11 protein-coding genes are annotated in these 11,832 nt (G+C 42.4%); 7 read left to right on the plus strand and 4 right to left on the minus strand.

The genetic code is table 11. The features are described 5' to 3' along the window. Positions 1–11 precede the first annotated feature (11 nt). From creD to A0128_RS08705, 3 genes are all read left to right on the plus strand, one after another. Positions 12–1,343, plus strand: a complete 1,332-nt coding sequence (gene creD / locus A0128_RS08695; RefSeq protein WP_069607141.1) for a cell envelope integrity protein CreD — start codon at positions 12–14, stop codon at positions 1,341–1,343. A 425-nt stretch (positions 1,344–1,768) separates the two neighbouring features. Further along, positions 1,769–2,614 (plus strand): flagellin N-terminal helical domain-containing protein, encoded by an 846-nt coding sequence (locus tag A0128_RS08700; protein WP_069607142.1) that lies wholly within the window; start codon positions 1,769–1,771, stop codon positions 2,612–2,614. A gap of 392 nt (positions 2,615–3,006) precedes the next feature. Then, positions 3,007–3,858, plus strand: coding sequence for a flagellin N-terminal helical domain-containing protein (locus A0128_RS08705; protein ID WP_069607143.1), 852 nt, complete (start codon positions 3,007–3,009; stop codon positions 3,856–3,858). A gap of 154 nt (positions 3,859–4,012) precedes the next feature. On the opposite strand, the gene A0128_RS08710 is transcribed toward A0128_RS08705, so the two are convergent. The 4 genes from A0128_RS08710 to A0128_RS08735 form a co-directional block, all read right to left on the minus strand. Further along, complete coding sequence (locus A0128_RS08710) at positions 4,013–4,549, minus strand: c-type cytochrome (RefSeq protein WP_069607144.1); 537 nt, start codon at positions 4,547–4,549, stop codon at positions 4,013–4,015. 641 nt (positions 4,550–5,190) lie between these two features. After that, a complete protein-coding gene (locus tag A0128_RS08720; RefSeq protein ID WP_069607146.1) occupies positions 5,191–5,700 on the minus strand; it encodes an HPP family protein in 510 nt (169 codons plus the stop codon). Then, on the minus strand, positions 5,697–6,248 hold the full coding sequence (locus A0128_RS08725; RefSeq protein ID WP_069607147.1) for a TetR/AcrR family transcriptional regulator: 552 nt from the start codon (positions 6,246–6,248) through the stop codon (positions 5,697–5,699). The genes A0128_RS08720 and A0128_RS08725 overlap by 4 nt, the downstream gene beginning before the upstream one ends. Positions 6,249–6,863: 615 nt before the next feature. Further along, the gene (locus A0128_RS08735) at positions 6,864–8,102 is read right to left on the minus strand and encodes a lipoprotein LipL46 (protein WP_069607149.1); all 1,239 of its coding nucleotides are present in this window, start codon (positions 8,100–8,102) and stop codon (positions 6,864–6,866) included. Positions 8,103–8,167: 65 nt separating this feature from the next. On the opposite strand from A0128_RS08735, the gene A0128_RS08740 reads away from it, so the two are divergent. From A0128_RS08740 to A0128_RS08755, 4 genes are read left to right on the plus strand one after another with little or no spacing between them, the layout of a single operon-like run. Next, positions 8,168–9,433 (plus strand): exo-beta-N-acetylmuramidase NamZ family protein, encoded by a 1,266-nt coding sequence (locus tag A0128_RS08740; RefSeq protein ID WP_069607150.1) that lies wholly within the window; start codon positions 8,168–8,170, stop codon positions 9,431–9,433. Beyond that, positions 9,402–10,025, plus strand: a complete 624-nt coding sequence (locus A0128_RS08745; protein ID WP_069607151.1) for an LIC_11883 family protein — start codon at positions 9,402–9,404, stop codon at positions 10,023–10,025. The genes A0128_RS08740 and A0128_RS08745 overlap by 32 nt, the downstream gene beginning before the upstream one ends. Then, positions 10,022–10,873 carry a DUF2797 domain-containing protein gene (locus A0128_RS08750; RefSeq protein WP_069607152.1) on the plus strand — a complete coding sequence of 284 codons (852 nt, stop codon included), beginning with the start codon at positions 10,022–10,024 and terminating at the stop codon, positions 10,871–10,873. Before A0128_RS08745 ends, A0128_RS08750 begins: the two co-directional genes overlap by 4 nt. A gap of 46 nt (positions 10,874–10,919) precedes the next feature. After that, positions 10,920–11,768 carry a M48 family metalloprotease gene (locus tag A0128_RS08755; protein ID WP_486606197.1) on the plus strand — a complete coding sequence of 283 codons (849 nt, stop codon included), beginning with the start codon at positions 10,920–10,922 and terminating at the stop codon, positions 11,766–11,768. Positions 11,769–11,832 lie beyond the last annotated feature (64 nt).

Genomic DNA, 11,832 nt, shown 5'->3' on the forward strand with positions numbered 1-11,832 from the left:
AAGGAGAACGTATGTTTAAAATTCAATCGTCCGTAAATTTTCGGATCTTCATTCTTGTTCTGTTGTTATCCGGATTTTTGATCCCGATTCAGATGGTAGTTTCGCTGGTCTCCGAAAGACAACAAAGAGCGGTGGAAACTGCGGAAGAGGTGAGTTCCAAGTGGGGGGGATCCCAAACTGTGGCCGGTCCGTTCTTGGCAATTCCTTACAAAGTATATAAAGAAAAATTAAAAGGCCAAAATGGAGAAGACATTCTCATCGGAGAAGACGGCGAAATGTATTTTTTTCCGGAAGAATTGAATCTGGAAACGGATTTAAAGACTGAAAGAAGAAAACGCGGAATTTATGAGGCTATCTTGTATGGAGGAGATCTAAAAATTCAAGGGAATATCAACCAACCTTTAGTTTCCGATTTTCCTGAAAATACGAAAAGTATTCTTTGGAACAATGCACGTATGGTCGTTTTTGTAAGCGATCCGAAAGGGCTAGGTAGCGATATCGAATTTGTTTTAAACGGAAAGGGAAAAACATTTCAGCCGGGTTCTGCTTCCCGCATTTTTACTTCCGGTTTACATTCCGAAATCAAACTTTCCGAATCAAATGCGCCTCTGACGTTCCAAATCAAAATTCCAATCCAAGGTTCGAATTCGATTCATTTAGCTCCTCTTGGAAAAAAAAGTAAGATTCAAATCACCTCGGACTGGAAGGATCCATCGTTTGAAGGAAACCTTTTACCGAAGGAAAGAAATATTTCCGAAACTGGGTTTCAGGCTCTATGGGAATCTTCGTATTTTTCCAGAGATTATCCGCAAGTCATTTCATCAAACGGAGAAACGAGTTTTGACACGATTCTCTCTTCCTGTTACGGAGTTCGATTGATCGTTCGAGCGGATCAATATCTGAAACTGGAGCGGTCTTTGAAATACGCGATATTGTTTCTTGGCGCCAGTTTTACACTTTTCTTTTTATTGGAAATCTTTGGAGGGAAAATTCTTCATCCTTTTCAATATCTTATGATTGGATTTGCGATGATGGTCTTTTACATTCTGAACTTGTCTTTATCCGAACATTTGGGTTTCGCATTTTCTTATATAGCGGCCTCTCTTGCGGTCTCTTGTCTGATCGGTTATTATTCCGGTGCGGTTTTGCAAAATACGATGAAGGGACTCATTGCGGGCGGATATTATTTAGGATTGTATTCCTTTTTATACGTTATACTTTCTTCAGAAGACAGTTCTCTCTTGTTGGGTTCCATCGCGGTCTTTCTGTTTTTGGCGCTTTTGATGCACTTAACCCGGAAGATCGACTGGTATTCTTTTGGATCCAGAAAAGACACAGAGTAATCAAAGTCTATTTTATCCCTGCTCTTTGAGAGCAGGGTGTCTTTTTGCCAATTTTTCGGAAGTAGCGGCTTGAAAAAAATGGGATTTCCGGAAAAAAACACCGTTATGGATTTCCTTACATGGTTCGAAGAAATCTATAGCTCCTAATTTTTTTAGAAAAAAACAAAAAAACACGACTCTCTAAATGGGCCATTTTAGCTAAAAACCTTCGAAAAAGGTCTAAAATGAATGAAATGAGTTCATTATCATAAATTTAATCCTCACCCTCCAATCACCGAAGATAGAGTAGAAAGAAAAAGACCATATCGGATTCGTCCGAGGTGATTTGATTCTTACAAATATATAAATCGATTAGGCCAAAACCAAACTCACAAAGGGCTCGGGCACGGATGCCAGAGTCGTGATCAGTTTCAAGGAGGAAACCCATGATCATCAATCACAACTTAGCCGCGATCAACTCCCATCGCGTTCTGAAGTTTCAGAACAACGAAGTAGCGAAGAATATGGAAGCTCTCTCTTCCGGTATGCGAATCAACCGCGCCGGTGACGATGCTTCCGGACTCGCCGTTTCTGAAAAAATGAGAACGCAGGTAAAAGGTCTCAGACAAGCTGAGAGAAACACTGAAGACGGTATGTCTTTGATCCAAACTACTGAAGGTTATCTGCAGGAAACTAACGATATCATCCAAAGAGTTCGGGTTCTTGCAATCCAGTCTTCTAACGGAATCTACAGCGCTGAAGATCGCCAGATGATTCAGGTTGAAGTTTCTCAACTTGTCGACGAGATCGATCGTATCGCTTCTCAAGCGGAATTCAACAAGATGGCTCTCCTTCAGGGGGACTTTGCAAGAGGTTCTAGAACTTCTTCCATGTGGTTCCACATCGGGCCGAACCAGCACCAAAGAGAAAGAGTGTATATCGCGACTATGACTGCGAAATCTCTCAATCTTATCAAAGCTGACGGTTCACTCCTGACGCTGTCTACTGCTGAATTTGCAAATGAGTCGATCGGAACTCTGGACGACGCTCTGATGAAAATCAACAAACAAAGAGCTAACCTCGGAGCATACTTCAACAGACTGGAACACGCTTCCAAAGGTCTGATGGTTGCTTACGAAAACATCCAGGCTTCAGAGTCGAGAATCAGGGACACAGATATGGCGGAGGAAACCGTTGCATTCACTAAGAACCAGATTCTGGTTCAATCGGGAACTGCAATGCTTGCTCAGGCTAACGTAAGACCTCAGTCGGTTCTCCAGCTTCTTAGATAATAGAGCGGAGAATTACTGACCGGAAGAGGAGCACATCCTTTGGGATGTGTTTCCTTCCGGAATTGATTTATAAATTCCATCCGGTCCGTTTTGATCCGACCTTATTTAAGAAAGCCGCGTAACGCGGCTATTCGTGTTTGGAGATTCCCGAAAGTACGATAGAAAGTTAGCAGTAAAGAATATTCTCAACTTAGAATATTCGCTTTCTATGGTCCTTTAGGGCCAAAGAGGTTCGTTGAAGTAATCAGTTTTTGATAATCTAATATTCTCCGAGGTAGGACGCCTGGTCTGTCAGGTGGTCTGATTTACTGTCCATCCCGGAGCACCGGACAGACCATGTCCGGCCGGCAGATAGGGAGATTTGCCGGTTCATCTCTACAAAGGAGTGTAGAATGATTATCAATCACAACCTGAGCGCGATCAATTCGCATCGTGCTCTTAAATTCAACGAGCTTGCTGTAGACAAGACGATGAAGGCTCTGTCTTCCGGTATGCGGATCAACTCCGCTGCGGACGACGCTTCCGGACTCGCTGTTTCCGAAAAGCTACGGACCCAAATCAACGGGCTTCGTCAGGCTGAAAGAAACACCGAAGACGGAATGAGCTTCATTCAAACTGCCGAGGGTTTCCTCGAACAGACGTCGAACATCATTCAGAGAATCCGGGTGCTCGCCATCCAGACCTCGAATGGTATCTACAGCAACGAAGATAGGCAGCTTGTGCAGGTAGAAGTATCTGCGCTGGTGGATGAAGTCGACCGAATCGCTTCTCAGGCTGAGTTTAATAAATTCAAGCTTTTTGAAGGTCAATTCGCGAGAGGATCCAGGGTCGCTTCCATGTGGTTTCACATGGGACCGAACCAAAATCAGCGTGAGAGATTTTTTATCGGCACAATGACTTCGAAAGCCCTGAAGCTTGTAAAAGCTGACGGGAGACCGATCGCGATTTCTTCTCCGGGAGAAGCCAATGACGTGATCGGGCTGGCGGATGCGGCTCTTACGAAGATCATGAAGCAGAGAGCGGATATGGGAGCTTATTACAATAGGCTTGAATATACCGCAAAGGGTCTGATGGGCGCATACGAAAATATGCAAGCATCCGAGTCCAGAATTCGAGACGCTGATATGGCGGAGGAAGTTGTCTCGCTGACCACAAAACAAATATTAGTGCAGAGTGGTACGGCAATGTTGGCGCAGGCAAACATGAAACCGAATTCAGTTCTCAAGCTTCTGCAGCAGCTCTAAGGAAGCCTTCCAGGAGGGAAGGTAGAAAAAAGGTTCCACCGGGAGGCATCGCTCTCGGTGGATTTTTTTTGTATATAATCATTAAGAATCTCGGGCGGAATGAAATCAAAAGACGAACCACTTCAGCATCCGTCTTCTGAAATTAAATACGATTCTAATTCAGGATCGGCTCCGGAACTCTGTTTTTAACTGCCTTTAAGGATTTTAGATACGCATAGATATCTTTGAGATCCTCGTCGCTCATAGGATTTACATTTCCCATCATAATTGGACCCATAGGAGGAAGAAGCGGTCTTCCGTTCCCCATTCTTTTTTGTGTTCGGACGGTTTTGATGAACATATCTTCCGTCCAACCTCCGATTCCGGTTTCCGGGTCTGGGGTCAAATTCTTTGCAAAGGAAACTCCCCAAGGACCTACCACTGCGGTCAGGTCTCCGCTAAAGAGCAACCAAGGAGTTTTTCCGAATGCTTTGTAGTCGGGAAGTGTATTTTTTTCAGAGTAACCGGCAAGAAACATGTTCATGTCCGGTACCGGGCCTTGAGGAGTCATCGTTTTCGGAGTATGGCAGTCGCTGCATCCTCCGATCGTAATTAGTTTTTTTCCGCGTTCTATGCGGGATGAATTTTGATCTTGGGAACAGTTAGCAAAAATTGCGAAAGCCAAAATCAAGGAAGCGATTGTTTTTTTCATGAGTTGTCCTTTATTTACATTGGTTCAGACGGATTGATGATCTGAATTTTTTTTCGAGTCGGTGCAAGTTCACCGAGGGCTAAGTATTGAAATGATTTGTTTGCCTTCCTCCTAAAAGATTTGGAGGCACAGTTTCAGTCAGCGCGTAAAAAATCATCTTAAAATTAAAAAAATGATTCGTACAATATCGAACGTTAAATTATAAAAAAATGATATTCTAAAGTGACTTATAATCTAATTCTAAATTTATATTTCGATTGTGGTATGATTTTGTTTATACAGTCCGAATGGATTTATTTTTCTAAAAGACAATCCAAGAGCAATTGGGCTTAAAGAGGAATATTGTGATTCGGCTTGGCTCTATAAAACAAATTGGAGGAAGGAAAAGAATTCTATTTCAGAAAATCGTTTCGAGATGTTAGCGTAGAATTGTCCCTATGCAGGAATGGGTAAATGGGTAAAATTCGTTTTTCGAATTTTATATTTTGCGAATTTCTTTTTAAGAATACGCGATTTCATTTATAACTTATTTCTCGTTTCAAAATCAGGTGCGATCGACTTTTTAGGAGCTCCTCCTTCTCTCAAAATCAAGAAGGAGAATCAAATCAATAGATTTGAAAAAAGGATCCTGAAAACATTTTTTATCTCCAGAATTTCGGGTATTGACGGTTCTTGATCAAATTGTTAAATACCAATGCCAATACTAAAAGAATTAAAGATCCGGATAGGGCCGGAGTTAAGAGAAATTTCCAGTCCGCGTTTCCCATAAGAATTACGATCGGATCCGCTCCTGCCGGAGGATGTGTGGTCTTTGTGAGCTGCATAAGCGCAATCGAAGTGGCGACGGCAATTCCGAGTAGATACCAATCGTTTCCGAAGAAGCTGAGAATGAGGAGTCCAACAAAGGAGGAAATCAGATGACCTCCGATCAAATTTCTCGGCTGGGAGAACGGGCTTTCCGGAGCTCCAAAGAGGAGAACACAAGACGCACCGAAGGGAGCCATGATCAAAGGGTAGTCTAACGTTTTTGATAAAAGTGCGATGATGGAAATTCCAATCGTTCCTCCGATCCAAGAAAGAAGAATATGAATGGAATCCGGTCTTGGCGGGGACTTCGTGTCCGTTTTCATTTTTTGAATGAGCTGTTTCATGTATTCTTTAGTTCCTCCTTGATCAATCGAATCGTCTGTTTTAATATGGAATCCTTTAGATGAATTTTGCGCATCAAGAGGGAGCCTTGGATTCGACTAACGTAATCCTGGCTCATCTGTTCCGCTTTCTTTTTTGAAAAAAGAAATTTTAGATTGGAATAGTATACTTCTGTCCAGCGTTCAAAGAAGAATCTAATTTTTTTCTCTGCGGACTTGTGCAAAGATTTTGCCTCTAAGGAAACGTTTGCAAAGATACAACCGTCAGGATGATTCAGGAAATACTTTAGAATTTTTTCATTGGTCTGGATAATCGCGCTCGCAGGCTCCTTCCCCTTTGTATCGAAAATCTCGTTTTCAAAATAATTCTCAACTCGTAACAGAACCTCGTCTAAAATCGCTTCTTTACTTTCAAAGTAATGATAAACGCTTCCCTTGAGTAGCTTACAGGTTTTTGCAATCTCCGACATCGAAGTGGGCGTATAGCCGTTTTTACGAAATAGATCCAAAGACGCGGTGATAATTTCCTCTTTTTGATTCTTTCCCTTCACAAAAATAAACTACCAAACGTTTGGTCAAATTTCAAGAAAAATTTTCAGTGAAATCGTAAATTTAAAGAATATTGAAGAGTGGTTCGTGATTTCAGAATCTTTGACAGACACGGAAAATTTTGTGAAAAAAAAGCAGGTTCGAATCCGTTTTAAAATCGCCCTTACATCTTAGCTTTGCAAAGAGTCAACTGGAACGCGCTATACTTGGCTAAAGAGAAAACACATGGATCGGAAAAAAAGTGGGAACTCCTACAAAATCAGAGGTAAAGAATGTGCCTTGACAAAATTAGAATTTTGTGATAGAGAAAAGTCTCCCGAGCTTTCCACCACCCACCCCGCCACCCAAAATCAGGGCGGGGCGCGCGACTTTTACAGCGAATGTCGTAGTTCCGACGTCTGCTCTGAAACATCCGGTCCCCTCCCTCGTTGGGTGGAGGAGGTGAGGAGGCGGGAAGATTTGCGAAACATCCCTCTATCACAAAATCCTTCTTTTTACAAATAGAATTCTTCTCACAAAGTTTGTCGTAGGTCCTCAAATCAGTCTTAAGAGTACGAAAAAAAATGCCCGGAAAAAACTTCCCGGGCATTTTATATTCTCGGATGAGAAATAAAATTTTACTTCAGGGGTTTGAATTCTAAAGTCACAACTCCGCGAGTTGCCGATTTTACTTCTAATGATTTACTAGATAAGAAAGAAAATCCTCTGTCTTTTTTATAGACCAATTCTTCTTGAAAGAGTGAATCTTTTCCAGGATAGATCACTTCCCACTCGGAACCGTTCGTGTCGGAAGTTCTTACGTTTACTTCTTTTGCGGCGGTAAACTCGGTAAGATCATCTTTGAACTTGGTCGCTTCGTCTGCGTTCAAACCGGTGAACTTCAGAACGATCGGGTTGTTTTCAGTCAGGTTAAACCATTCTTCTTTCAACTGATTGTTTACTTTTTTAGAAACTGAAGTCGCCCATTCGGAAATAGCTTTTTCTCTGGAAACTTTTTGAGTGATATCCGCGCCGCGTCCGTCTGCAGTTCCGCTATCAACGATCTTTCCATCACCCCAAAGAAGAACTACTTTGTAAGTTCCGGTAGCCGCCGTGTTATAGATGGTTCTTTCGAGAGCCTTTCCGTTTACGGAGTCAAGAGGTTGTTGGTCTTCTGTTTCCACAGTTGCAAGAACCAAAACTTCAGCTTGAAGAGCTTCCGCAAGAATTTTGATCAAAGGGGAACCTTCGACTTTCTCAGCGTCTACTTGATTCTTACCGACTTTTTTTGCAGTAAGTGCAGGATCGATGATCTTGTTTCCGTTTTTCTTGAGAGCCTTTATGATTTCCGCTTCTCCGAAATTATTCGGACCTGCTGGGATCACGGGAACTCCCGCAACTTTTCCAAGAACTAAAACTGCAACTCTTGGATTTCCAACGTCGGCGAGAAGGTTGTCAACCGCAGTGGAGATTTTAGATTCTTCCACTTCACATCTTACTGTGAGTTTCAGCATCGGTTGTGTATCGATCTTTCCTTCGGCTTCATCGATGATATCGTAGCTTTTTACGAAAGCATCGGTTTTAGAAAGAAGGCTAGAACCTAAACTTTCTCCGTCGGAAGCCTTGCTCTTGTTGCTGATTTCTTCTCCGATCACTTTTCGAACCGCGTTGATTTTCGCGTCTTTCAAAGCTCTTTGTTTTGCGATTTGTTTGTCGCCGTTGTAGATCGGAGCCTCGCCGATCACGGTAACTTTGTTACCTTCTTTTTCATACATCTCTTTCTTCTTTCCACGAGTGGATCCGGAAGAACCGCAGTTGACTGCGAACGTAATAACTGCTAGGGCTGCGATGAGCCTAATGGTAGGGAAACGATTCATTTTGTCGTTTTTCTCCTTGAAGAATAGGTTTGAGGGATTTTCTTAAACAAAATAGGAATTTTCGGATGCTCTACACAAAAATAAAGAAAAAATTCTTTCTCTTAGTCATTTTTTTTCTCTTCCTCCCTTCGGTTGCCTGCGCAGAAAAAGGATTTCGTAAACATATCTCGGATTCTAAGCTCGTTCCTTCTGAAAACGAATTCTACTCAAGTATTCTTCCCGGACTCTCAGGAAAGAATGTCATTCTTATCACAAATCCATCCGGAATCGGAAGAAGTCCCGAAAGGATCATCAAAGAATTTAAAAAACACGACGTAAAGATCAAACATCTCATCGGACTGGAACATGGATTCTTGGGTTTAGAAGAAGACTTTAGCAAATCTCCCGTAACCGTTGACGAGTTTTTCAATCTCCCCATCTATCATATCTATCGAGTCAAGAACGCAGAACTTCCGGCGATTCTCAAAGGTGCGGACGCGATTCTTTTCGACGTGCAAGATATGGGAATGAGATGTTACACCTATCTCACGGTTTTAAAAAGAATCATGGATGGAATTCCGGATCCAGCTTCCACGAGACTGATTTTACTGGATCATGTAAATCCGGCCTTGTATCTAAAAGGAAGAGGGGAGATTATCGATAAAAAATTTCTTAACTTCGCCGGAGAATTTCCTTCTCTCTTTTTCAGCGGACTTACTCTGGGAGAATCCGCGAACTTCTACAACAACGAATACCTCGCAAAAAAAGTTCAGTTGGAAGTTCTTTCTCCAAAAAATGCAAAACGTTCTTTTGACTGGGACAAGGAAGGAATTCCTTGGACGACTCCTTCTCCCAATCTTCCGATGGTGGATTCCGCGATCAACTATCTCGGTCTTGTTTTATTAGAAGGTGTGAATGTTTCAGTAGGACGCGGAACGACCGCTCCCTTTGTCTACTTCGGAGCGCCTTGGATGATGGAACCCGAAAAATTAGCCGAAGAATTAAATCAGAATTCCGGCGGAGATTATTACTATCAGACCGTATTTTTTAAACCAGTCTTCGGGCCTTTTAAGAATGAAATCTGCCGAGGTCTTCGTCTAACCGTTGTCAATCGGAAATACGATCCTTTGAAGATGGCCTACAAGTTGATCACTGGAATCAAAAATACTTACGGGAAGGATTTTAAATGGAGATCTTATCCTGACGGAACCCACAATATCGATTTTCTCTGGGGAACTTCTTCTTTTCGTAATGCGATCGAATCCGGAAAAACTTACGATCAGTATTCAGAATTTTTGAGTTCTACCGAAAAAGAATACAATGAGAAGATCAAAAAATACTATCTCTACTAAGATGGAAAGATTTAAAACGACATTTTTACAAACGATCCTCGGTTTTAGTATATTCTTCTTTTTGAATGTTCCAATAGGAGCTGACTCCGGCTCTTGGAAGGAATATCAGTTACGGGATTTGATCGGAAGATTAAAATACTATACCTTTGCCAAGGTCGCTCAGAGTCTTCGAGGAGTTTATCCGACGAGCCAGGAACAACAGTGGGAGATATCCAATTGTTTTGTCTCAGTTCCCGAACTTCCGGGGCCTTTTTTCTGCGGATTACTTCGGCACCAACATCCGACTTCTTCTCAGGATCCGACTCAAAATGTAGAAACGGGGCCGGTCGCAGCCTCGAAAGAATTTAAGAATATTCAACTTTACACCGGAACTACGATTTCTGGTAAGAATGTGGTACAAATCACCTCGGACGAAAATCCGGGGGATTCTCTCCGTGCCTTTTATCTTTCCAGCGGTCACTTGAGCCACTACGAATTTCAGGATCGAATTCTCATTTTTGATTGGTCAGGTTCTAAGCTGAATGGTATTCTGGAAGTGAAAGTGGATCCGATTTTAAGACCGCTTTCCGGAAGAGAAATCCTATTTCCATGAAACAAAACGTCTCCGGTTTTTTAAGAATGATGGATCACGAAGGAATCGATCCGGTCCGTTATATCTGGAACTGGGCGACTTATGAAACCGAGACCTCCGAAAAACAGGAAAGTCATTTACAAGAAGATTCTAATATTCTAAATTCTCTCGGTAAAAAATACAAACTCGAGTTTACGGGAAGAATCCGTTGTGTTTCCTGCGGACGTATCACCAAAAAAAGTTTCAACCAAGGAAACTGTTTTACGTGTTTTCAAACGCTCGCGGAAAACGATCTCTGTATCCTAAGACCCGATACCTGTCACTTTCATCTTGGAACTTGCAGACAACCGGATTGGGGAGATTCTCACTGCTTTCGACCGCATACGGTCTATTTGGCGAACAGTTCTGCGATCAAGGTGGGAATCACAAAGGAGAATCCGGTTTCCAACCGTTGGGTGGATCAGGGAGCCGTCCAAGGAATTCCTTTGGTGGAAGTGAATTCGAGAAGGGACGCGGGGATCATTGAAAAAGAATTGTCCAAGGTTTTATCGGATCGAACGACTTGGCAGAAGATGGTCTCTGGGGATCCGGAGGAGATCGATCTTTCCGAAAGAAAAAAAGAATTCTTACAAAAGATTGAGGACTTGGATTTTGATCTCGACTACAGGGTGTCGCCTCAAGAAGAACCGACTCGAATTCGATATCCGGTTTTGCATTTTCCTCAAAAAATTCTTTCCTTATCTCCGGAAAAAAATCTCGTCATCGAAGACGTCCTTACCGGGATCAAAGGACAGTATCTCCTCTTTCAATCCGGGGTCATCAATATTCGCGCTTACGGCGGATACGAAGCCACTCTCAGCGTAGAATAAAAATTCTGCTATGATTCTAACTTCCTCCCGGAAAAGAATGTTCCGTATGAAAAAGATCGTAGTGAAGTTAGCTCTATTCATAACCGTCGTTTCGTTCTGGGGCTGCGGTGTTATTATCGAATCCGTCGTTCCGATTGAATTGGATCTGCAAATCGGAAAATCATTTTTAGAAAACGCAAAAGACGGAAAGGAAGGAATGCATATCCTAAAGAATGCGGTCCTCGAAAAGTATGTAAAATCAGTAGCCGATAAAATTTTAAAATCGGATAAGATCCAATACAAAAAAGAATTCCCTTATAAAATTTCCATCCTCGAGGACGATGATACGATCAACGCCGTCTGTACTCCGGGCGGTTATATTTTTGTCTATACCGGACTTTTAAAGTTAATCAAAGACGAGGCAACGCTCGCTGCCATTCTCGCTCACGAAATCGCACACGCCGAAAAAAGACATTCAGTGAAACAGATCATCAGCTCTTTGGGAATCTACTTTACGATTTATATCGGTCTTACGATTTTTTTAGGCTCGGACGCGGCCAATCTCATCAACTTGGGTTCGAGAGTGGGCGGAGAAATTTTGACCCTCGCCAACAGCCGCTCCGCAGAAGCGGAAGCCGACGAAATGAGTTTTGAATATTTGAAATCCACGAAATACTATCCGGGCGCACTGGAATCTTTTTTTGTTCTTATCGAAAAGAAAGAAAAAGAAGAAGGCGGAGTGGATCCTGACAAACGTGTGATTAAATTCTTATCCACACATCCTCTGAACGAAGATAGAATCGCAGAAAATCAAAAACGTCTGGATAAGATCGGAAATCCAAAAGCGACTTCTGAAAATCTCTATTCCGCTCGATATCAATCCGTAATGAAACGGGCCTTCGGCGAAGACGAGTGATCCTCGATACGAACTTAATGAAAGACTACCTGAAATCCCTTCGTCGAGGGGATTGATTTTTCTG

It is taken from the genome of Leptospira tipperaryensis (genome assembly GCF_001729245.1).
GTDB lineage: Bacteria > Spirochaetota > Leptospiria > Leptospirales > Leptospiraceae > Leptospira > Leptospira tipperaryensis.

What these genes read in the sequence shown, in the direction of transcription:
- creD (WP_069607141.1), top strand. Translation starts at nt 12, where the DNA reads ATGTTTAAAATTCAATCGTCCGTAAATTTTCGGATCTTCATTCTTGTT.
- A0128_RS08700 (WP_069607142.1), top strand. Translation starts at nt 1,769, where the DNA reads ATGATCATCAATCACAACTTAGCCGCGATCAACTCCCATCGCGTTCTG.
- A0128_RS08705 (WP_069607143.1), top strand. Translation starts at nt 3,007, where the DNA reads ATGATTATCAATCACAACCTGAGCGCGATCAATTCGCATCGTGCTCTT.
- A0128_RS08710 (WP_069607144.1), bottom strand. Translation starts at nt 4,549, where the DNA reads ATGAAAAAAACAATCGCTTCCTTGATTTTGGCTTTCGCAATTTTTGCT.
- A0128_RS08720 (WP_069607146.1), bottom strand. Translation starts at nt 5,700, where the DNA reads ATGAAACAGCTCATTCAAAAAATGAAAACGGACACGAAGTCCCCGCCA.
- A0128_RS08735 (WP_069607149.1), bottom strand. Translation starts at nt 8,102, where the DNA reads ATGAATCGTTTCCCTACCATTAGGCTCATCGCAGCCCTAGCAGTTATT.
- A0128_RS08740 (WP_069607150.1), top strand. Translation starts at nt 8,168, where the DNA reads ATGCTCTACACAAAAATAAAGAAAAAATTCTTTCTCTTAGTCATTTTT.
- A0128_RS08745 (WP_069607151.1), top strand. Translation starts at nt 9,402, where the DNA reads ATGAGAAGATCAAAAAATACTATCTCTACTAAGATGGAAAGATTTAAA.
- A0128_RS08750 (WP_069607152.1), top strand. Translation starts at nt 10,022, where the DNA reads ATGAAACAAAACGTCTCCGGTTTTTTAAGAATGATGGATCACGAAGGA.
- A0128_RS08755 (WP_486606197.1), top strand. Translation starts at nt 10,920, where the DNA reads ATGAAAAAGATCGTAGTGAAGTTAGCTCTATTCATAACCGTCGTTTCG.